Origin of the sequence: uncultured Anaerofustis sp., from assembly GCF_938029165.1 — a bacterium.
Lineage (GTDB): Bacteria > Bacillota > Clostridia > Eubacteriales > Anaerofustaceae > Anaerofustis.
This window is the reverse complement of record NZ_CALHFB010000039.1, coordinates 353980-376354: the sequence shown is the minus strand read 5'-3', so window position 1 is coordinate 376354 and position 22375 is coordinate 353980. Positions and strand designations below refer to the sequence as shown.

Genomic DNA, 22375 nt, shown 5'->3' with positions numbered 1-22375 from the left:
AGTCATTATAAAACATAACAATCTACCTGAAATAACGATGTATGTAACAGGAAAAATATGTAAAACTAATTATTTTTTATATGTATCACGCCATCGATAAAATGAAGTATTCTATAATTAAGGTTATCTATCCTTATTGAGGAGAATCCTTTATTTATATAATAAATTTTATACATGATGAATAGATAATATAATTATTTAAAAGAGGTATTATATCTTTTTTTATTATGTTTGAAATTACGACAAATATTTATTTTATGTGAACAAACTTATTTAAAATTAATAAAAACCTTCAAAATAAATTTTTATTTAACACTTACAACTTTTGTTTTGATTCCACTTTTACATACGCTTTCACTCAATAAAACCCCCTATACTTTAATTGATATATTTATATATTAAAAATCTATAGGAGGATAAAATGTATATATTTAAAAATGCCCTTAGAAATATTTCAAGGTCCAAAGGAAGGAATGTGTTGATAGGTTTAATTGCCTTTATAGTTGCTCTTTCTTCTTGCATTGGTTTATCGATTAATCACAGTGCCGTCAAACAACAAGAGGAAGGTCTTGAAAATCTAAATGTAACCGCAAATATAAGTGTAGACAGACCAAAGATGATGGAAGGTGCCTCTTCAAAGAGTGATAAGCAGGAAGCTTTTAATAGAGTTTCCGAATTATCTTTAAGTGAACTGAAAAAGTATGCAAAGGCAAACAGTGTAAAAAGTTTTGATTATACTCTTTCATCTTCGTTAAATGCCGCAGGAAAACTTGAGGCGCTGAATAGTTCCGACAGTTCAAGCAGCAGTTCATCCGAAGACTCAAACTCCAATAAAGATGGTTCGAATATTGGTGGTAATGCGATCAAAGGCAGAATGGGAAATGAAGGAGATTTTACTTTGACCGGCTACAGTGAAGCGTCTGCCATGACGGATTTTAGCAGTAATATTTCTTCGATTACAAGCGGTAATATGCTTACTTTCTCTTCTTCCGATATGAACTGTATTATAAATGAAGAACTTGCTGCCCTTAATTCTCTAAAAGTAGGCAGCACTATAAAGTTATCTAATCCAAATGATGAAAATGAAATTTATAAATTAAAAATAGTGGGAATATATAAGACACAAATAAGTTCCGATGCATCAGGTGGACCGATGAGTTTTTCTAACTCTTCTGATCCCGCAAATCAAATTTATGTAAATTATGATACGTTAAAGAGCATTTCCGATAAAAGCACCAAAAATGCAACAACATCTACGGATAATGATGGTAATAAGACTACTACCGCTATTAGAACAAGACTTACCGGGACCTACTATTTTGAAAATGTTGAAAATTATGAAAAATTTGAAAGTGAAGCCAAAGCATTGGGGCTCAGTGATGACTATACGGTTTCGTCAAGTGATATTACTTCTTATGAACAAAGTGTTCAGCCATTGACTTATCTGGCAAGTTTTTCAAAGACATTCTTTATAATTGTTTTAATCATAGGTGGTTTGGTTCTTACTATATTAAATATATTTAATATCAGAGAGAGAAAATATGAAGTCGGAGTTTTAACTGCCATAGGTATGAAAAAAGGTAAAATAGCTATGCAGTTTATTACCGAGACATTTGTTATAACACTTATTGCAATAGTGATAGGTACAGGTATTGGGGCAGTTTCCTCTCCATATATAGCAAATAAAATGATTACTTCATCGGCTGTTACTTCCTCTTCAAATAATGCTCCTAACAATGCAGGTAATGAACTTTCTGGCTCATCTGACAGTAATACTTCCGGTTCGTTGGAAAATAATAATGAAGAAAAAGGTATGGGAGGCGGATTCAGAGGAGGTATTGAAAATGTAAAAAGTATGGTAACTGATATAAATACATCAACGGATTTTAGTGTTATAATCCAGCTTATAGGTATTTGTGTGCTGTTAACCGCTGTTTCAAGTATGGGTTCTGTACTATTTATTTTAAGATATGAACCTCTCAAGATATTAAGTGAAAGGAGTTAATAATGAGTTTATTAAAATTAGAAGATATTTCTTATAAATATGACGGCAGTAATAATTATGTTTTAAAAGACATTAATTTTGAGTTTGAGAAAGGTAAAATTTATGCAATAGTAGGAAAATCGGGTGCAGGGAAAACAACTCTTTTATCCTTACTTTCAGCTCTTACTTCTCCGTCAGACGGAAGTATTTTATATAATGACAATAATATAGAAAAAATAGATAAATATGAATATAGAAGTAAGTACGTAGGCGTTATTTTTCAAAGTTTCAATTTGCTTCCTATGTACACCGCCAAGGAGAATGTTATTCTTTCAATGGATATTGCCGGAGTGAATGATAGTAATAAGGAAGAAACTGCTTTAGATATATTAGAAAAAGTCGAGCTTACAAAAGAGAAGGCTGACAGAAAAATACTTAAATTATCGGGAGGGGAGCAGCAACGAGTTGCGATAGCCAGGGCTCTTTCTTATAATCCCGATGTCCTACTGGCAGATGAACCTACGGGAAACTTGGACAGAGATACAGAATTAGAGGTGATGAATATATTAAAAAAACTAGCTTACGAAGAAGATAAATGCGTGATTATCGTGACACATTCATCGGATGTTTCAAGAGATGCTGATGTAGTGTATAAACTAGAGCCGATAAAAAATTAGTTTTAAAAAGTCCTTAAGGGACTTTTTTATTTATGTTGTATTTATCATAAAGAAAAAAACGTTAAAGGTTTTTAAATTTTTCACATTAAAAACAATGGCATGTCATTTTTAAATTGTATACTCTAAGAGTAAAAAGTTTTAGAAACTTTTTCATAATTTCCCCTAAATGGTATGTAAGAAATTTCATATCATTCCCTCATTTTATCAAAAAAGAAATCCTATGACTAGGATTTCTTTTTTTGTAGTTCCTTTTATTTCCTATATTTTGCCATTTCGCTTTTATAAAGATTATTTCCTTTTGCATCTATTGCAACGATCAATGGAAAATCTTCCACGTAAAGCTCTCTAACGGCTTCTGACAGTAAGTGTGGATATGCTATCAGCTTGGATTTCTTGATACATTTTTTTATAAGTGCTCCGCAGCCGCCTACTGCCGCTAAATACACTGCTCTGTTTTCTTTTAAAGCATTCTCCACTTCATCATTTCTCTCGCCTTTTCCAATTATGAGTTTAAGTCCCTTTTTTAAAAGTAAAGGAGTATATTTGTCCATTCTTGCAGACGTCGTCGGTCCGCATGAACCTATTACTTCTCCGGGTTTTTCCGGACATGGACCTGCATAGTATATACATGCTCCCATTATATCAAAAGGAAGAGCTTCACTTTTTTGTATAGTTTCCACCATTTCTTTATGCGCGGCGTCTCTGGCAGTATATATGGTTCCAGTTAAATAAATCTTGTCACCGGCATTTAGATTTAATATTTCGTCATCGTTTAATGGTAATGTTACTTTCTTTTCCATATTATATCTCCATTTGTGTATGTCTCGATACATGACAGCCTATATTTACACTTACCGGAAGTCCTGCTATATGTGTTGGGTACGTTAAAATATTTACTCCGAGAGCGGTAGTAGTCCCTCCGAGACCTCCAGGACCTATCCCGAGATTGTTTATCTTTTCATATAATTCTTGTTCCATTTCAGCGTAATATGGATCAGTATTTTTGTGATTTATATCTAAAAGCAATGCTTCTTTTGCCATAATTGCGGATTTTTCCATTGTTCCTCCTATACCGACTCCTATTATCATCGGAGGACAAGGCTTGCTTCCCGCCTTCTTTACCGTGTCTAAGATAAATTCTATTACTCCGTTGTAGCCGTCAGCAGGCTTCAGCATTTTGGTTGCCCCGCAGTTTTCGCTGCCAAAGCCTTTAGGCATTACCTTTATACTTACTTTATCGCCTTTAACAATATTGTAATATATAATTCCCGGAGTATTGTCTTTTGTGTTTTCTCTTCTAAGCGGACAGCCAACTACGCTTTTTCTGAAGTATCCTTCATCATAAGCTTCTCTTATCGCTTCGTTTATTTCATCATAAATATAATTTCCTTTGAATATAACATCCTGTCCGACTTCCAAAAAAACTATACACATCCCCGTGTCCTGGCAAATGGGGCAGTTTTCACTTGCCGCAACTTCGATGTTTTCGTTTATTACATTTAAAAGTCCTTTACCTATCTCTGATTTTTCTTCCTTTTCTTTTTTAATAAGTTCATTCTTTATATCGGGACTTAAAAACACGTTTGCTTTTAATATCAATTCTTTAACTGTTTTTTTTACTAAATTTGTATCTACTTCTCTCATAATAACCTCTGTATTTGTTATATTTTTAAGTATATCACAGCAGTAAAATATTTTCTACTTGCGAAATAAAGTAATAGTAAAAATTTTGATTTGTTATATAATTAATTTAAATATACTTTCAAATAAAGGGGAATAGTTATGAATAGCAATGAAATAATCAATGAACTAAAAAAAATGAGTGATGAAAAATATAAGAAAAATATAATTAAGCTGGGTATTCCCGAAGATAGATGTATAGGTGTTTCTACAACGGATTTGAGAAGACTGGCTAAAAGTATCAAAAAGGATAATGAGCTTGCAGTAAAGCTTTGGCAGAGTAATTATCACGAAGCAATGCTGCTTTCTGTTTTAATAATGGATAAAAAGTCAATGACACTTGAATATATAGAAGAAATAATGAAAGATGTCATATCCTGGGATCTATGTGATCATTTATGTAAGAATATAATCATTAAAATAAAAGGATATGAAAATCTTATATATAAATGGTGTGACAGTGACAAATTATATTATAAAAGAGCTGCATTTACCCTTATTGCATCTTATGTGATTCACGACAAAAAAGCTGACGACGATACATTAAATAAAATGCTTCAAATAATAGAAAAAAACAGTGATGATGACAGGGAGCATGTAAAAAAGGCAGTATTATGGGCACTAAAGGAAATCGGTAAAAAAGATGTTTATTATAAAGAAAAAGCCATTGAACTTTCAAATAAATTAGTATCTTCCGGCATAAAATCAAAAGTATGGATCGGGAACAATGCTTTAAAAGAATTAAATACATTGGTTAAAGTTGAAGGGAGAACCAGACTTATTTCCAATAAATCAAAGATGGGAAGTAATGTTTGATTTTTCTTAATAAAATGCATATGAAAATGTTTTAATTGATAGTATAATACTTATAAGTAAAAAGTCAGGGGTTTTATATGTCAGAAAATATCATAGTTAAAAATGTTAGTAAGATTTACGGAAGCGGAGAAAATACTACGACTGCACTAAATAATGTAAGTTTTGAAATAGAAAAAGGTAAATTTACGATTATTGTCGGTCAAAGCGGTGCGGGTAAGACGACCCTTCTTAATCTGCTGGGAGGAATGGATTCTATAACCAGCGGAAGTATTATTGTCGGGGGAAAGGATATAAGTTCGTTTAATGAGAAAGAGCTTACAACATACAGAAGATATGATGTAGGTTTTGTTTTTCAGTTTTATAACCTTGTGCAAAATCTCACCGCAAAGGAAAATATAGAACTTGCTACCGAGATTTCAAATTCAGATATATCCGCCGAAAAAGCTCTTAGTGATGTCGGACTTTTAAATAGAAAAGATAATTTCCCTTCACAGCTATCGGGCGGAGAACAGCAGAGAGTATCTATTGCAAGGGCGCTTGCCAAAAATCCAAAATTACTTTTATGTGATGAACCTACGGGTGCTCTTGATTATAAGACCGGAAAATCGATACTTAAACTCTTGCAGGATATATGTTTTATGAATAATATCCCCGTTATTGTCGTTACCCATAACCTTGCACTTATGTCAATGGCAAATAAGATAATCAAAGTAAAAAACGGAGAAATAAGCGATATAATCATAAATGAAAATGTTAAGAATGTAGAGGATATTGAGTGGTAAGGATATAAGGCTTTGCCTTATGAACCAGTCCTTTTTTAGAGATAAACAAGGACGAAAAAATCTTCGCTCGAGCCGCGAAGGCTTAATCTCGACTGGATTTTTATAAAACTAAATTTTTATAAAACAGTCTCGATTTAAAGCTATATTGAAAATTTAGAAATTATTTTGAAACAATATGGAATAATTTCTAGTTTAGGTGTAAGGACAGTTTTATGAAGACTTTATTAAAAGACTTATTCAGAGAAATCAAGACAACTAAAAACAGATTTATTTCTATCCTATTGATCACGTTATTAGGTGTTTGTTTTTTTGTGGGTTTAAGAGTAATAGGTCCCCAGATGGAATTTACCGCAAATAAGTATTTTGAAGATACCAACTTATACGATATCAACTTTATGTCTACATATGGGTTCAATGATAAAGATGTTGAAGCAATAAAAAATGATAAGAATACAAAAGATATTCTCGCAACATATTCCACCGAGCTGTTATTAAAAAACGGTGATGACAGCATAGTTGCCAAAGCTTTTGGAATGCCGTCCGATAAAGACATAAAAATGATGAAATATGAACTTATTCAAGGAACTTATCCAAAGAAGAATGATGAGTGTGTTATTTCCGACAATTATATGCAGTTCAAAGGATATAAGCTGGGGGATATACTAACAATTGAAGATCATGACGGTGTAAAGTTAAAAGTAAAAAAATTAAAAATAGTTGGAAGTGCTGAATGGTCTTATTATATTACCGATGATGATTATGGTTCATCTACTCTCGGAAACGGCAGTATAAATACTTTTTTGATTTTAAATAAAGATGTTTTTGACAGCAGTGTATATACTGATTTATATGTTAGCCTAAATAATGTAGACAAAGTAAATTGTTTTAGTGAAGAATATAAAGATATTATAGATGATTACAAGACAGATATAAAGAAAGTAACTAATGAACGAGGCAAAGAAAGATTAAAAGAGGAAAAAGATAAGGCTAATAAAAAGATTAAAAAATCCGAAAGTAAGCTAAATAATAAAAAGAAAGAAACTTATGATAAATTAAATAAAGCAAAAAATACCTTAGACAGTAATAAGATAAAGTTAAATAACAGTGAAAATGAATTACGAAGAACTAAAAAAGAAACTAAATCTAAACTTAAAAAAGCAAAAAATGATTTAGATAAAGCTAAAAAAGAATTACCGAGTAATGAAAAGAAACTTAAAAAAGCAAAAGAAGAGATAAAAAAAGCGAGAAGTGAATTTGAACAGGGAAAGGCTCAGTTCGAGCAGTATCTTGCAGGTTTATCCGAGCAGGAAAAAGAATATTTAAAAGATGTAATAAGTAATAAACAAAAAGAACTTGATATTGCAGAAGCAAAAGTAGAAAAAGGCGAAAAGCAGGTTAAAGCTTCCGAACAAGAACTATTATCCGGAAAACAAAAAATAAAAGATGGATATAAAGATTTAGAAAAACAAGAAAAGAAAGCAAACTTAGAATTTAAAAAAGCAGAAGACCAAATAAAAGAGGGCAGGGCAGAATTAAATAAAGGCTATGCGTCTTATGAAAAAAACAAAATAAAAGCAGATGATGAATTCAAAAAAGCAGAAGATAAAATAAAAAAAGCTAAAAAAAAGGTAGAAGATTTAAAAGAAGTAAAATGGTATACATTAGATAGAAACTCCAATGAAAGTTATTTTAGTTACGCGGATAATTCAAAGAAGATAACATCTTTGGCTAAAGTATTCCCTTTGATTTTCTTTTTAGTGGCTGCTTTAGTATGTCTTACAACCATGACTAGAATGGTAGAGGAAAAAAGGACGGAACTTGGGATACTTAAAGCTCTTGGTTTTAGCAAGTGGGCTGTCAGTATAAAGTTTATCGTTTATGCATTTTTAGCAAGTTTTATAGGCAGTGTAGTAGGTCTTTTTATCGGATTTACCTTAGTGCCTAAGATGATTTACAATGCTTATAGGATACTTTATAAAACTCCGGATTTAGCTACCGTTATCTACCCAAGTTATATACTTTTATCATTATTTATAGGCGTTATGTGTACGGTACTTAGTGCATATTTTGCATGTAACAGTGACCTTAAGGAAGTAAGTGCTAGTCTTCTCAGACCTAAGGTAATGAAAAGCGGAAGAAAAACTTTACTTGAAAAAATACCCGCTGTTTGGAATAAGATAAGTTTTAAATGGAAAATAACCATAAGAAACCTTGTAAGGTATAAGAAACGTCTTATTATGAGTGTTGTAGGAATAGGAGCATGCTGCGGTCTGTTGATTGCCGCATTTGGCATAAGGTATTCGGTTTCGGCTATCGTTGACCTTCAGTATAATACTATTTGGAATTACAATATGGAAACTTCTATTGAAAGTGACCTTTCAAACAAAGAGATAAATGATATCAAATATACTTATGATGATAATAAAGAAATCAAGGGCAGTAAGTTATTTTTTAAAGATACTTACAGTGTAGTTGGAAAGAATAAGGATTATTCGTTTTCTTTAATGGTTCCCATTGATAAGGATGCTGTAAATGATTATATTTACCTTAGTGATTATGAAACCGGCGATAAGATAAACATGCCTAAAAGCGGTGTAGTTATAACCAGCAGACTAAGTGAAATAGCAGATATCAAAAAAGGCGATATAATAAAAATCAAGGATCTGGATGATAAAGAGTACGATGTACCCGTAGTGAATATTATCAATAATTATGTTTATCATTACATGTTTTTGAGTGAAGATTATTATAAAACCATAGTAGATGAGGATATTAAACCAAATCTTATTTTATCAAGGCTCAATAAAAACGATGAAAGTACTTATGATAAATTGAGTGAGACATTGCTTAAAGATGAAAATATAAGCAGTATTGAATTCAATGAAAGAGTCGCTGAAAATTTTGCAGGTCAGTTAGATAGTATGGATTTTGTCATTGTAGTTATAATAGTCGCCGCAGGTATGCTTGCATTTGTGGTAATGTTTAATCTGGATAATATAAATGTCAGTGAGAGAATAAGAGAAATTGCAACCATTAAAGTTCTCGGATTTTATAATAATGAAGTAAACTTTTATATAGTAAGAGAAAATATTATTTTAAATATCATTGGAATAATAGTTGGGTGTATAGTCGGGAAATATTTTCATAGATATTTGATTGATACCGTTTCAGTTGATTTTGTCCAATTTTATAAAGGGATCCAGCTGTCGAGTTATATATTTGGAATTATACTGACAATAGTATTTGCATTCATAGTTAACCTTTTCCTAAAAAAGACTCTTAAAAAAATCAATATGGTAGAATCACTTAAAAGCGTGGAATAAAAGAGAAGTTTTGCTTCTCTTTTTTATATTATTATTTAATAATATAAATTAATAAAATATAAGATTTTCTTCCTATTTTTCTTTCTTTTTTAGTTTTTATTTGATAAATTAATATGTATTGTTTTCATAGTCTATAGAGTAAATATAGTACATTGTGCTGTGCGTAATTTATTTAAAATAAGGTAAAGATTAAAATACAATTAAAAATGAAAATTAATTTTATAATCTATTGACAAAGTATTTTCTTGGTGGTATATTTATGACAGTGTTAGCACTCATGTTTAAGGAGTGCTAATAAGAAGGAGAAAGGAAAATGAACTGGGACGATAGAAAGTTTAACATTTTAAGAGCTATCATAAATGATTATATCAAAACAGCCGAGCCTGTAGGTTCAAGGACATTAGAGAAAAAGTATAATCTCGGTGTGTCTTCGGCAACTATCAGAAATGAGATGTCGGACCTCGAAGAAATGGGGTTTTTAATAAAGCCACATACTTCTGCCGGAAGAATTCCTTCTACCAGCGCATATAGATTATATGTTGATAATTTCATGAAAAAGAATGCTTTGGAGTCTGAAATCAGAGAGGCTGTCAGAGCGGAATATGATAACTATATGCTTGAACTTAATAATACAATAGAAAAAACTTTAAATATACTTACTAAAATGACTAATTACACATCACTGGTTATGGCACCTAGATTATCTTCTCTTAATGTAAAAGATGTTAAGATCGTTTTTATAGAAGAAGATAGGGTAATGCTTATAGTAGTTACCAAAGAAGGACTTATAAAAAATTCTGAAATAAGACTTAAAACTTATGTGACACTCGAAGAGATAGAAAGAATCAATAATGCTCTTACTACTATAATAAAGAACAGACCGGCAAATGAAGCAGTCAACTTATTAAGTGAATTGGTTGAAGGGTTAAGTGAGACGGAAAACAGGATACTATCGGAAATAATGCCGGTATTCAGAAGTTTGGTTGAAAATACGAATTCGTCAAAGATATATGCCAGAGGAGTTAGTAAAATTCTCAATTTCCCGGAATTCGGAGATATAGAAAGAGCAAAACATTTTATAGATTCTGTCAACAGTAAAGAGGCTCTTGAAAGTGCTATTTCGGTTGACAGTGATGATGGTGATATTCATATAGTGATAGGAAATGAAAATAAGGTTGAGGACTTTAACGATTGTTCCATTATAACCGCAAATTATAAATTGAACGGTAAAACGGTGGGAACGATAGGAGTTATAGGACCAACCAGAATGAATTATGATTACGCAGTTTCTACACTTGATTTTTTAAGTGATGAACTTACCAAACATATAACGAAAATTTTTAAAAAGTGAGGTAACTAAATGAGTAATGATAATATAAAAGATATAAATGAACTCAGAAAAGAAAAAGAAGAAAGAGAAAAGAAGAAGTATATGAGTAAAGATGAAAACAAAGAGATCAATCAGGATGAAGTGAAAGAAGAAACGGCTGAGAAAGTAAAAAAAGAAAATGAGCCTGAAGAAAAAGAGGAAGTCAAGGAAGAAAGCATGGAAGAAAAATATGATAAATTAAATGACAGCTATATGAGACTCTTGGCTGACTTTGATAATTACAAAAAAAGAGCAAGTAAAGATAAAGAAGCTATGATTATATATTCAACATCTAAGTTTGCGGAAGGTTTGTTTCCTATAATTGATAATTTTAAGAGGGCTTTGGATAGTGAAGCTGATAAAAAAAGCGGTTTTTATGAGGGTGTAAATATGATATTTACACAGCTGACCGAATTACTTAAAAATGAAGGTATAGAAACAATAGAAGCTCTTGATGAAAAATTTGATCCAAATAAACACTATGCGGTAGCGGTGGAAAAATTGGATGACAAAGATGACGATATCATTCTTGAAGTTTTTCAAGATGGATATATATACAAAGAAAAAGTCTTAAGACCAAGTATGGTCAAAGTAAATAAGTTAAAATAAAGGAATAAGGAGAGTAAGAAAGATGAGTAAAGAAAAGATTATAGGTATCGATTTAGGTACTACAAATTCATGTGTATCAGTATTGGAAGGCGGCGAAGCCGTTGTTATAGCAAATGCGGAAGGTGCAAGAACCACACCATCAGTAGTTGCATTTACAAATGATGGAGAAAGACTAATAGGTCAAGTTGCTAAAAACCAAGCAGTAACAAATCCGGAAAAGACAGTTGCTTCAATCAAGAGACATATGGGAAGCGATTATAAAGTTGATATCGAAGGCAAGAAATATACACCGCAGGAAATTTCTGCTTTTGTACTTCAAAAGCTTAAAAAAGATGCAGAAAGTTACTTAGGACAAACAGTTTCTAAAGCAGTTATTACAGTTCCTGCTTATTTCTCAGATGCTCAAAGACAGGCTACAAAAGATGCCGGTAAGATTGCGGGTCTTGAAGTTCTTAGAATTATCAACGAACCTACAGCAGCAGCTTTAGCTTATGGTCTTGATAAAGAACAAAGTCAAACGGTAATGATTTTCGACCTTGGCGGCGGTACATTCGACGTATCAATCCTTGAACTTGCAGACGGAGTATTCGAAGTTAAGGCTACAAACGGTAACAACCACTTAGGCGGAGATGATTTTGATAATAAAATAATCGATTACTTAGTCAGTGAATTCAAGAAATCAAACGGTATTGATTTAAGCGGAGATAAAATGGCTATGCAAAGACTTAAAGAAAGTGCAGAAAAAGCTAAGATTGAACTTTCAAGCAAAACGACAGCGCAAATCAATATTCCATTTATTACAATGGATGCAGCAGGTCCAAAACATTTAGATGTGACACTTACAAGAGCTAAATTTGATGAACTTACAGCAGATCTTGTAGAAGCTACAATGGAACCTGTAAGAAAAGCTATTGCAGACTCAGGTCTATCAGCAAGCGAAATCCATAAAATCGTGTTGGTCGGAGGTTCTACAAGAATTCCTGCAGTACAAGAAGCAGTTAAGAAAATTACAGGAAAAGATGCGGACAAAGGCATCAACCCTGATGAATGTGTTGCTATCGGTGCGGCTATTCAAGGCGGGGTACTTGCAGGTGATGTTCAGGATGTATTACTTCTTGACGTAACTCCGTTATCACTCGGTATCGAAACTCTTGGCGGAGTATTTACAAAATTAATCGAAAGAAATACAACTATACCTACAAAGAAAAGTCAAGTATTCTCTACAGCGGCAGACGGTCAAACGGCGGTAGATATCCACGTACTTCAAGGTGAAAGAGGTATGGCAAGCGGAAATAAAACTTTGGGACGTTTCCAATTAACTGGAATTCCATCAGCTCCTAGAGGAGTGCCACAAATCGAAGTTACTTTTGATATCGACGCTAACGGTATCGTAAATGTTACAGCTAAGGATTTAGGTACAGGAAAAGAACAAAACGTAGTAATCCAGTCTTCTTCAAATATGAGTCAGGAAGATATTGATAAAGCAGTTAAAGAAGCTGAACAATATGCAAGCGAAGACAAAGCTAAGGAAGAAGAAATCACTGTTAGAAATAATGCAGACGCAGCAGTATACAATGCTGAAAAGACATTAAAAGACCTAGGAGACAAAGTAACAGACAAAGAAAAAGCTCCTGTAGACGAAGCTATCAAAGATCTAAAAGAAAAATTAGAAGGTTCTGATGTTGAAGCAATCAAAACAGCAACAGAAAAATTAAGTGAAGCTTTATACCCAATCGCTGAAAAATTATATGCTGAACAAGCTCAGAACGGTGCAGGTGCGGCTCAAGGCACAGATGCAGGAAACAACAGCGAAACTAAAGAAGACGATAACGTAGTAGATGCAGATTACGAAGTAGTAGATGACGACGACAAATAAAATGTCTAACTTCACCCTGCCCAAACCGCAGGGTGATTTTTCATAATATATAAGGGAGTAAATAATAATGTCAAAAAGAGATTATTACGAGGTTTTAGGAGTAGATAAAAGTGCCGGCGAAGACGAGATAAAAAAAGCATACAGAAAACTCGCTATGAAATATCATCCGGACAGAAACCCTGATGATAAAGAAGCGGAAGAGAAATTTAAAGAAATAAACGAAGCATACGAAGTTTTATCCGATCCTGATAAAAAATCCAAATATGATCAATTCGGACATGATGCGTTCGACCCGAATATGGGCGGTGCAGGCTTTGGAGGTGCCGGGTTCGGCGGCTTTGAAGATATGTTTGGTGATATATTCGGCTCTATGTTCGGCGGAGGTTTTAGCGGGGGCGGTGCCTCAAGACAAAACGTTCGACAAAAGGGCAGAGATTTAAGGGTCAATTTGACACTTTCTTTTGAAGATGCTGTTTTCGGATGTAAAAAAGAAATCAAAATAAGAAGGACCGAAACTTGCGATACTTGTTCAGGAAAAGGTGCAGTAAACGACTCTGATATCAAAACCTGCGATAAGTGTCATGGTACAGGTCAGGTAAGAGTAACTCAGCAAAGTTTATTTGGAACAGTTCAGACAGTAAAAACTTGTGATGAATGTAACGGTACAGGTAAGAAAATAGTCAATCCTTGTAAGACTTGCGGGGGAACTGGTAATGTTAAGAAACAAAGAACTCTTTCTATAAGGATCCCTGCAGGAGTAGATACCGGAAGTGTACTTCCTCTCAGAGGAGAAGGCGAAGCAGGAAAGAACGGCGGACCTAACGGAGATGTTTATATTTATATTTCGGTTAAACCCCATGCTATATTTACAAGAGAAGAAAATGACATATACTGCAAGATCCCAATTACATTTGTTCAGGCTGCTTTAGGGGATAGTATAATGGTTCCTACTGTAGACGGTAAAGTTAAGCTTAAAATTCCTGAAGGAACACAGTCAGGTCAGGTATTCAAGCTTAAAGGCAAAGGGGTACAAAATCCTAACGGATTTGGTAAAGGGAATGAATACGTTGAAATCAAAGTTGAAGTTCCAAAGAACTTAAATGAAAAGCAAAAAGCAAAATTAAGGGAATTTTCGGATATTTCAAGCGATAAAAACAACGAGCAAAGCAAAGGCTTTTGGGATAAAGTAAAAGATAATTTTAAGTAAAAAGACCGCCTAAGCGGTCTTTTTTGTGTCATAATTGGATTTATTAATTCTTTACATTAATATATTATTAATGTGTTTACTTTCATTATTTATTAAATCAAACTTCATCTACTGTCTCATATGCTAAAAGAAAAAAAAGATTAAAGTTATCAATATTACTAAAAATAAGTAGAACAGTTTTCTTGATTTAAATATATAAATACTTATGATAATCAATATTTAATCGTATTTAATAATACCTTTATTTTTAAGTATTTTTATTATATAATTTAAAGGTAATTACTTTTAGGAGATTTGATATGTATAAGTATGTAGTTTTTGATTTGGACGGTACGCTGATAGATACGTCTGAAGGCACAGTTAAAATGTTTAAAAAATCTTTAAATCATGCCGGAATATTTGATACTGATGAAAATATAAAAGCTTTGATCGGTCCGCCTCTTACCAGAAGGCTTGTAAATGATTTTGGGCTAAGCGAAGAAAGAGCCAGAGAAGCCGTAGATGTGGGAAATAAGTATTTTTTTGAAAAAGGTGTTTATGAATGTCATACCTTTGATAATATGATAGACACATTGGAAGAATTAAAAGAGCGCGGTATTAAAATGTCTGTTGCAACAAGTCAGCCTGAAGAAACAGCTTTGATTGAAATGGAACATGTAGGGATACATAATTATTTTGAGACTATAGAAGCGAATAATTTATATCAAACAAAGGGAACGAAGAGTGATTTTATTAAAACGTGTTTAAAAACTATGAATGTTAAAGATAAATTAGATGCGATCATGATAGGCGATAAACGTCCGGATATATTAGGCGGAAAAGATAATGACCTTGATACTATAGGAGTGCTTTACGGGTATGGGGATTTAAAAGAAATAAAAGATAGTGAACCAACTCATATAGCCGATTTGCCGGTCGATATACCTAATATAATTTTAGGTTAGTTTTTAGCTGTTTTTTCTTGACACTCGGTGAATAAATATATAAAATTATAAGTTAAGGAAAAGCGTATTATTATAAGCTTTTTGAGCTTTTTAGGATAAAAAAGGAATGGAGTAAGATATGATATTTGAAGATTTAAATAAAAATAGTGTCAAAGATATGGAGAAAGAAGTATCTAAATACTGGGAAGATATAGATATACTAAAAAGATCTATTGAAACAAGAGAAGGATGCGAAAACTTTGTATTTTATGAAGGACCTCCTACAGCAAACGGTAAACCCGGTATTCATCATGTTATCGCAAGGACTCTTAAAGACAGCGTATGTAAGTTTAAAAATATGCAGGGATACAGAGTTAAGAGAAAAGCTGGTTGGGATACACATGGGCTTCCGGTTGAGATCGAAGTTGAAAAGACTTTAAATATGAACGGAAAGGGTGATATTGAAAAATATGGTATTGCCGAGTTCAATAAAAAATGCAGAGAAAGTGTTTTCACATATGAAGCTCTATGGAGAGATATGACAAAGAGAATGGGTTACTTTATAGATCTTGATGATCCATATATTACTCTTGATAATAATTATATAGAATCTGTATGGTGGATTTTAAAAGAGTTTTTTGATGCAGGTTTGATTTATGAGGGTCATAAAATATTACCTTACTGTCCTAGATGCGGAACGGGACTTGCTTCTCACGAAGTTGCACAGGGATATCAAAATATCAAGACCAATTCCGTTTATGTAGCATTCAAGATAAAAGGTAAAGATGAGTATTTCTTGGTTTGGACAACCACCCCTTGGACACTTCCTTCAAACGTTGCTCTTTGTGTAGGCGAAGATATTGACTATATAAAAGTTAAATCAAAGGGTGAAACTTTTATTTTAGCTAAAGCTTTGGTAGATACTGTTATAGGTGACGATTATGAAATAATCGAAGAAATGAAGGGTAAGGATTTAGAGGGTATAGAGTACGAACAGCTTTTAGACTTTGTTAAAGTACCACAGGGTAAAAAGGCATATTATGTGATTTTAGGAGATTTTGTATCAACGGAAGACGGTACAGGTATCGTTCATATCGCACCTGCGTTTGGGGAAGACGACTATAATGTTTCAAGAAAGTATGGTCTTCCAGTGTTAAATCCTGTAGGAGAAGATGGGGCATTCCTTGAAACTCCATGGAAAGGTACTTTTGTTATCGATGCGGATTTAGATATAATAAAATATCTTAAAGAGCATAATATGTTATTCAAGAAACAAAAGATAGAACATAATTATCCTCATTGCTGGAGATGTAAAACACCTCTTTTATATTACGGAAAACCCAGCTGGTATATAGAAATGACAAAGCTTAGAGAAGACCTCGTAGCCGCTAACGATACCGTAAAATGGTATCCTGATTTTGTAGGTGAAAAGAGATTTGGAAACTGGATAGAAAATGTAAAAGACTGGGCTATATCAAGAAGCAGATACTGGGGAACTCCTCTTAATATTTGGAGATGCGAATGCGGTCATCTTCACAGTGTAGGTTCGAGAAAACAACTTGCTATGGACGCCATAGAAGATATAGATGAAACTATCGAACTTCACAGACCTTATGTGGATGAAATCCATATTAAATGTCCGGAGTGCGGAAAATCTATGACAAGAGTAAAAGATGTAATAGACTGCTGGTTTGACTCGGGTTCCATGCCTTTTGCTCAGCAGCATTATCCTTTTGAAAATAAAGAAGAATTCGAAGAGCAGTTCCCGGCGAATTTCATTTGTGAAGGTATCGATCAAACAAGAGGCTGGTTCTATTCTCTTCTTGCGATTTCAACCTTTATTATGAAGAAGGCTCCATATAAGAGTGTACTTGTAAATGACTTGATTTTGGATGCTAACGGGCAGAAAATGAGTAAATCAAAAGGTAATACAGTTGACCCATTTGAATTATTTGATAAATACGGTGCGGACGCGTTAAGGTGGTATTTATTATATGTATCTCCTGCATGGACCCCAACCAAATTTGACGAAGAAGGTTTGAAAGAAGTAATATCTAAGTTCTTTAATACTTTAAAGAATGTTTATACTTTCTTTGTAATGTATGCAAATACAGATGATGTAGATCCAAGAGAGTTCTTTGTTGAATATAAAGACAGAGACGAAATCGACCTTTGGATTTTATCTAAATACAATAATCTTGTAAAAGCAGTAACTGCGGATATGGAAATCAATGAACATACAAAAGCCGTTAAGAAGATACAGGATTTTGTAAACGAAGATTTATCTAACTGGTATATAAGAAGGTGCAGAAGAAGATTTTGGGCTAGTGAACTCGATAATGATAAAAAAGCTGTTTACAACACTACTTATGAAGTTTTGGTAGGTCTATGCAAACTGATAGCTCCTTTTGCTCCGTTTATTTCCGAAGAAATTTTCAGAAAATTGACGGGTAAAGAGTCTGTTCATATTGAAAGATATCCTGAAGCAAATGAAGATTTGATCGATGAAAAAACAGAGTTTAAAATGGACTTGGTAAGGACTTTGGTATCTCTTGGAAGAAGTGCAAGGGAAGAAGCCAATATAAAAGTCAGACAGCCTGTTAAAGATATTTTGGTTTACGGAGCAGATAAGAAGATCATAGGTAACTTAATAGATTTGATAAAAGAAGAACTTAATGTTAAAATAGTTACTTTCCCTGATAACTTGGAAGAATATATGAACTTTATATTAAAGCTTGACTTTAAAGTTGCAGGTAAGATACTTGGTAAAGACGTTAAGAGAGCCGTAGCGGCTTTAAATATTTGTGACGCAAAGAAAACCATAGACGAGCTTGAAAAGAACGGAGAAGTGACTTTAGATACTCCTGAGGGACCTCTTACATTGAAACAGGAATGGGTCGAAGTAAGGACAGACGCAAAAGAAGGTTTCAACGTTCAAAAAGAAGAAGATTTGTTTGTAATTTTGGACACAAACTTAGATGAAGACTTAATTAAAGAAGGTTATGTAAGAGAAGTGATTTCTAAAATTCAGCAAATGAGAAAGAATAATGATTATGAAGTTACCGATAGGATAGATATAACTATAGAGTGTGATGATGTAATTAAGAGTTCTATCGAAGAATTTGAAGCTTATCTTAAAAAAGAAACATTATGTGATAATATCATTTACGCCGATAATGATGGAAGCAATGTTAAGTTAAACGACAAAGAAGCAATAATCACTTTAAAAAGAAAATAAATATAATTAAAAAAGAGTGTGAATGCACTCTTTTTTTGTAAATGAAAATAAAAAGAATAGCTTCAGCTATTCTTTTTTACGAACTTATTATTAATAATTTTGTTTTTTAATGAAGAAATAAGCTTGTGGATGTTTGCAAACAGGACAAACTTTAGGTGCATCTTTAGAAACTACTAAATGTCCGCAGTTACCACATTCCCAAATAACTTCTTCGTCTTTAGCAAATACTTTGTTTTCTTTTACATTTTTAAGTAAAGCATTATATCTTTCTTCGTGAGTTTTTTCGATCTTAAGAACTCCTTCAAAAGCTTCTGCGATATCGTCTAAACCTTCTTCTCTTGCTTCTTTAGCAAATGTTGCATACATTTCTGTCCATTCATAGTTTTCACCTGCTGCAGCGTCTACAAGGTTTTCTTCTGTAGTTCCTATACCGTGAATTAATTTGAACCAAAGTTTAGCGTGTTCTTTTTCGTTGTTGGCTGTTTCTTCAAAGAACCCAGCAATTTGGTTATACCCTTCTTTTTTAGCTTTACTGGCATAATATGTATATTTATTTCTAGCTTCACTTTCTCCGCCAAAAGCAGTTTTTAAGTTCTCAAGTGTTTTTGTTCCGTCTAATTTACCCATAATTATTTACCTCCTATATGATTATATCATTTAACATATTATATCACACTTAATTGGTAAATGTAACCTTTTTTAATTAAAAAATAATAATCATTCCTAAAAATTATACTATATATACATAAATAAAATAGTTTTATAAATAAAAAAGACCGCTTTTGCGGTCTTAAAATATTTTTAATTATTTGTATTCTCCGGTTCTTGTATCGATTCTGATTACATCACCTTCTTCAACGAATAGAGGTACGTTAACTTGTGCTCCTGTTTCTACGGTTGCAGGTTTTGTAGCTCCCTGTGCTGTATCGCCTTTGAATCCTGGTTCTGTTTCTGTTATTTCTAATTCAACAAATAATGGAGGTGCTACGCTGAAAGCTTCTCCGGAATGAAATCTGATCGTTGCATTATCATTTTCCTTTAAGTAAACGATCGCGTCTGCCACTTGGTCATAATTAAGCGGGATTTGGTCATAAGTTTCACCGTCCATGAAGTAGTAAAGTTCGCCGTCATTGTATAGATACTGCATTTCTTTTGTTGAAATATCTGCTTTAGAAAACTTTTCGTTTGGTGAAAAAGTTCTTTCTACCGTTGAACCTGTTTTAATATTTTTAATTTTTGCTCTTACAAAAGCGCTTCCTTTTCCCGGTTTTACATGTTGAAATTGTACGATCGTATAAACATCGTTATCCATTTCGAATGTTACACCATTTCTAAAATCGCCTGCTGAAATCATAATATACCTCCAATAAATTTGTTAAATTCTAATTATTTTTCATTACATATTTAAAATATTATATCATACATATTTTAGTTTGAAAACAGTAATGTATCTTTTTTTTCTAACTTTACTTTATTTGCATTATTTAATCTCGTAAAGTTTTCTTTCAAAAGATTAATAACATTTGTGGCAGATAATATTTCATCTGTCCTTAGGGACAACCTTGTCGTTATAATAAGATTATTGTCGGTTATAACACAATGAAAATCAAATATGCTCGGTTTTATATTTTTTGTTACTGTCCTGCCTTTTTTGTTTTCCTTTGTAATATTTAGTTCATTACTTTTCCAAATAAAATCATTTATTTCTTCTGCTGATATATTATTGGTATCGTCAAATGTAAATATTATATTATATATTGCACTGTCTAAAGATTTTCCCAGGCTTCTTGCATTATCTTCCAGTTTTTCGGTTTTTATTATTTGTAGATTGTCTGGAAGTGATTTATTTAATCTTGTTTGTATTTCATCTTCACTAAAATCCTCTTTAGTTTCCACATCCACATATTCTCCCATTGAAGATGTAAATAGGGGAAGGGGTGGTGCAAAATGAACTTTAGGGTGAGGATTGAACCCTTGTGAATGTTCAAGGTTGAGCCCCGCTCTTCTGAAAGCTCTTTGCAGTACTTTTAATATATCAAGGTGAGATATAAATATTAAATTATCCTTTTTTACATATTTAAGTCTATACTTCAAATTTACACCTCCCGTAAGCTTTACTTATTCCGCATGCTGAACATTTCTTGTGACAAGGCGGAGTAGTAGTTTCTTTTTTTGCTTTTTCGTTCTCTTTTATCAAAAATTCTTTATCAATATGATAATCAAATTTATCCCATGGAAGCTCGTCTTCATAATTTAATTCTCTGGAAGCGTATTCCTGCGGTTCGATACCTATTGACTTTAATGCATCTATCCAGCCTTCATAATTAAAGTGGTCAAACCATGAGTCGAATACACAGCCGTTTTCGTATGCTTTTATGATTGCTTTGGATAAAAACCTTTCGCCTTTTGCAAGTACCGCTTCCAGCATTGATAATTTGCTGTCGTGATAATTATAAGTTACCATTTTTGGCATTAATGATTTTAAATACTGCTGTTTTCTATGGAATTCTTCCATTGAATTTTGAGGGAACCACTGAAATGCGGTAAAAGGTTTTGGTACGAAACAAGATGTACTTACTGTCAGTTTAAATGGTTTAGGTCTTTTTTTCTTCTCTAAACTGTAATATATATCTATTATTTTTTGTGCTAAATCAGCTATTCCTTTTATGTCCTCGTCTGTTTCATATGGAAGACCAATCATGAAATATAATTTTATCTTTGAATATCCTGATTCAAATACTCTTTTTATAGTTCCCAGAATATCCTCTTCGGTTAAGTTTTTATTTATTACATTTCTCATTCTTTGGCTTCCCGCTTCAGGGGCAAATGTAAGGGAATTTTTCTTCATCGAACCTACTTCTTCCGATAGTTCCAAGGAGAACTCATCCATTCTGAGTGAAGGAAGGGAAACATTTATTCTTTTATCTTTGTAATTGTCAACAAGATATTTTACTAATTCCATACAATGAAAGTGGTCTGTAGTACTTAGACTTGTTAAAGATATTTCTTCGTATCCTGTATTCCTTATAAGTTCATCTGCCTGCTCTATTAAAGTAGGCAGAGATTTTTGTCTTACCGGACGATAGATCATTCCCGCCTGGCAAAACCTGCACCCTCTGAAACATCCTCTCATGACTTCGAGTGATATCCTGTCGTGTACCGGTGGGGTATAAGGTACGATAGGTTTTTTAAGTGAATAGACATTGTTCATACTAGGTATTATTGACTTTTCAATATGTTCCTGTTTAATTTCTTCGAGATTTGGGATATACACCCCCACTACTTCACTGGCTTTAATCAAAAATTCATTTTTGGAAGAAGATTTTTTATACAGATCCATTAAATGCGGAAGTACTTCTTCTCCTTCTCCCAGCATTATTAAATCAAAGAAATCCGCAAATGGTTCGGGGTTACAAGTACATGGTCCTCCGCATACCACGAGCGGGTCTTCTTCTTTTCTGTCCTTGGAAAGAAATGGGATATTTGCTAAATCGAGCATTAAAAGTATCGTCGTAAGACACATTTCAAATTGTATGGTAAATCCGACAAAATCGAAATCCGATACTTTAGAAAAGCTTTCCAAAGAAAAAAGAGGAAAATCGTGTTTTCTCATCTCTTCTGCCATATCCATTTTCGGTGCGAATACTCTTTCGCACATTACATCTTCCTCTCTGTTTAGTACTTCATAAAGTATCTTCATACCGAGGTGAGACATTCCGATTTCATATATATCCGGAAAACAAAAGGCAAATCTTACCTTAGGGTTTTTCTTTGGCTTTACGCTGTTGAATTCATCTCCTATATATCTTGAAGGTTTTTCTACATTTGGTAATATATTTTCAAATAAATATTCTTTTAAATCGTTCATAATATAATTTTCCTTATGTTTTT

The 22375-nt window shown here is 32.9% G+C and carries 17 protein-coding genes; 11 read left to right on the top strand and 6 right to left on the bottom strand.

Features of this window, described 5'->3' with window-relative positions; all coding sequences use genetic code 11:
- The first annotated feature begins 421 nt into the window (after window positions 1-421).
- Together Q0516_RS06540 and Q0516_RS06535 are read left to right on the top strand one after the other, a co-directional pair.
- Window positions 422-2005 (top strand): ABC transporter permease, encoded by a 1584-nt coding sequence (locus tag Q0516_RS06540; protein ID WP_294464645.1) that lies wholly within the window; start codon window positions 422-424, stop codon window positions 2003-2005.
- A gap of 2 nt (window positions 2006-2007) precedes the next feature.
- Entirely contained in the window at window positions 2008-2661 is a 654-nt protein-coding gene (locus Q0516_RS06535; protein ID WP_294464643.1) for an ABC transporter ATP-binding protein, read from the top strand.
- A 251-nt stretch (window positions 2662-2912) separates the two neighbouring features.
- Here Q0516_RS06535 and Q0516_RS06530 read toward each other — a convergent pair whose 3' ends face one another.
- A complete protein-coding gene (locus Q0516_RS06530; RefSeq protein ID WP_294464641.1) occupies window positions 2913-3461 on the bottom strand; it encodes a Fe-S-containing hydro-lyase in 549 nt (182 codons plus the stop codon).
- Between the two features lies 1 nt (window position 3462).
- Window positions 3463-4305, bottom strand: a complete 843-nt coding sequence (locus Q0516_RS06525; RefSeq protein ID WP_294464639.1) for a fumarate hydratase — start codon at window positions 4303-4305, stop codon at window positions 3463-3465.
- A 138-nt stretch (window positions 4306-4443) separates the two neighbouring features.
- Between Q0516_RS06525 and Q0516_RS06520 the strand changes: the two genes are divergently transcribed.
- The 9 genes from Q0516_RS06520 (at window position 4444) to ileS (ending at window position 18484) form a co-directional block, all read left to right on the top strand.
- Complete coding sequence (locus tag Q0516_RS06520) at window positions 4444-5157, top strand: DNA alkylation repair protein (RefSeq protein WP_294464637.1); 714 nt, start codon at window positions 4444-4446, stop codon at window positions 5155-5157.
- Window positions 5158-5234: 77 nt separating this feature from the next.
- Window positions 5235-5939: an ABC transporter ATP-binding protein gene (locus tag Q0516_RS06515; RefSeq protein WP_257479672.1), complete on the top strand. Its 705-nt coding sequence runs from the start codon at window positions 5235-5237 to the stop codon at window positions 5937-5939.
- Window positions 5940-6151: 212 nt separating this feature from the next.
- Entirely contained in the window at window positions 6152-9262 is a 3111-nt protein-coding gene (locus tag Q0516_RS06510) for an FtsX-like permease family protein (RefSeq protein ID WP_294464629.1), read from the top strand.
- 313 nt (window positions 9263-9575) lie between these two features.
- Complete coding sequence (hrcA, locus tag Q0516_RS06505) at window positions 9576-10613, top strand: heat-inducible transcriptional repressor HrcA (protein WP_294464627.1); 1038 nt, start codon at window positions 9576-9578, stop codon at window positions 10611-10613.
- 9 nt (window positions 10614-10622) lie between these two features.
- Window positions 10623-11240 carry a nucleotide exchange factor GrpE gene (grpE, locus tag Q0516_RS06500; protein ID WP_257479675.1) on the top strand — a complete coding sequence of 206 codons (618 nt, stop codon included), beginning with the start codon at window positions 10623-10625 and terminating at the stop codon, window positions 11238-11240.
- Between the two features lie 22 nt (window positions 11241-11262).
- The gene (gene dnaK, locus Q0516_RS06495; RefSeq protein ID WP_294464622.1) at window positions 11263-13116 is read left to right on the top strand and encodes a molecular chaperone DnaK; all 1854 of its coding nucleotides are present in this window, start codon (window positions 11263-11265) and stop codon (window positions 13114-13116) included.
- A 67-nt stretch (window positions 13117-13183) separates the two neighbouring features.
- Window positions 13184-14323 carry a molecular chaperone DnaJ gene (gene dnaJ, locus Q0516_RS06490; RefSeq protein ID WP_257479677.1) on the top strand — a complete coding sequence of 380 codons (1140 nt, stop codon included), beginning with the start codon at window positions 13184-13186 and terminating at the stop codon, window positions 14321-14323.
- A 299-nt stretch (window positions 14324-14622) separates the two neighbouring features.
- Window positions 14623-15267, top strand: coding sequence for an HAD hydrolase-like protein (locus tag Q0516_RS06485; RefSeq protein WP_294464619.1), 645 nt, complete (start codon window positions 14623-14625; stop codon window positions 15265-15267).
- Window positions 15268-15385: 118 nt separating this feature from the next.
- The gene (ileS, locus tag Q0516_RS06480) at window positions 15386-18484 is read left to right on the top strand and encodes an isoleucine--tRNA ligase (RefSeq protein WP_294464616.1); all 3099 of its coding nucleotides are present in this window, start codon (window positions 15386-15388) and stop codon (window positions 18482-18484) included.
- Between the two features lie 90 nt (window positions 18485-18574).
- Here the strand turns inward: ileS and rbr are convergent, their stop codons facing one another.
- The 4 genes from rbr to Q0516_RS06460 form a co-directional block, all read right to left on the bottom strand.
- Window positions 18575-19111: a rubrerythrin gene (gene rbr / locus Q0516_RS06475; RefSeq protein WP_294464614.1), complete on the bottom strand. Its 537-nt coding sequence runs from the start codon at window positions 19109-19111 to the stop codon at window positions 18575-18577.
- A gap of 178 nt (window positions 19112-19289) precedes the next feature.
- Window positions 19290-19838, bottom strand: coding sequence for an elongation factor P (gene efp, locus Q0516_RS06470; RefSeq protein WP_294464611.1), 549 nt, complete (start codon window positions 19836-19838; stop codon window positions 19290-19292).
- A gap of 74 nt (window positions 19839-19912) precedes the next feature.
- A complete protein-coding gene (locus tag Q0516_RS06465; RefSeq protein ID WP_294464606.1) occupies window positions 19913-20578 on the bottom strand; it encodes a TIGR03936 family radical SAM-associated protein in 666 nt (221 codons plus the stop codon).
- Window positions 20568-22352, bottom strand: coding sequence for a TIGR03960 family B12-binding radical SAM protein (locus Q0516_RS06460; protein ID WP_294464605.1), 1785 nt, complete (start codon window positions 22350-22352; stop codon window positions 20568-20570). The genes Q0516_RS06465 and Q0516_RS06460 overlap by 11 nt, the downstream gene beginning before the upstream one ends.
- Window positions 22353-22375 lie beyond the last annotated feature (23 nt).

Bases quoted from the DNA above. Each gene is read 5' to 3' on its own strand.
- hrcA (WP_294464627.1), top strand. From the start codon at position 9,576: ATGAACTGGGACGATAGAAAGTTTAACATTTTAAGAGCTATCATAAAT.
- Q0516_RS06510 (WP_294464629.1), top strand. From the start codon at position 6,152: ATGAAGACTTTATTAAAAGACTTATTCAGAGAAATCAAGACAACTAAA.
- Q0516_RS06535 (WP_294464643.1), top strand. From the start codon at position 2,008: ATGAGTTTATTAAAATTAGAAGATATTTCTTATAAATATGACGGCAGT.
- rbr (WP_294464614.1), bottom strand. From the start codon at position 19,111: ATGGGTAAATTAGACGGAACAAAAACACTTGAGAACTTAAAAACTGCT.
- Q0516_RS06515 (WP_257479672.1), top strand. From the start codon at position 5,235: ATGTCAGAAAATATCATAGTTAAAAATGTTAGTAAGATTTACGGAAGC.
- Q0516_RS06520 (WP_294464637.1), top strand. From the start codon at position 4,444: ATGAATAGCAATGAAATAATCAATGAACTAAAAAAAATGAGTGATGAA.
- dnaK (WP_294464622.1), top strand. From the start codon at position 11,263: ATGAGTAAAGAAAAGATTATAGGTATCGATTTAGGTACTACAAATTCA.
- Q0516_RS06485 (WP_294464619.1), top strand. From the start codon at position 14,623: ATGTATAAGTATGTAGTTTTTGATTTGGACGGTACGCTGATAGATACG.
- ileS (WP_294464616.1), top strand. From the start codon at position 15,386: ATGATATTTGAAGATTTAAATAAAAATAGTGTCAAAGATATGGAGAAA.
- Q0516_RS06540 (WP_294464645.1), top strand. From the start codon at position 422: ATGTATATATTTAAAAATGCCCTTAGAAATATTTCAAGGTCCAAAGGA.
- Q0516_RS06530 (WP_294464641.1), bottom strand. From the start codon at position 3,461: ATGGAAAAGAAAGTAACATTACCATTAAACGATGACGAAATATTAAAT.
- grpE (WP_257479675.1), top strand. From the start codon at position 10,623: ATGAGTAATGATAATATAAAAGATATAAATGAACTCAGAAAAGAAAAA.
- Q0516_RS06460 (WP_294464605.1), bottom strand. From the start codon at position 22,352: ATGAACGATTTAAAAGAATATTTATTTGAAAATATATTACCAAATGTA.
- dnaJ (WP_257479677.1), top strand. From the start codon at position 13,184: ATGTCAAAAAGAGATTATTACGAGGTTTTAGGAGTAGATAAAAGTGCC.
- Q0516_RS06525 (WP_294464639.1), bottom strand. From the start codon at position 4,305: ATGAGAGAAGTAGATACAAATTTAGTAAAAAAAACAGTTAAAGAATTG.
- efp (WP_294464611.1), bottom strand. From the start codon at position 19,838: ATGATTTCAGCAGGCGATTTTAGAAATGGTGTAACATTCGAAATGGAT.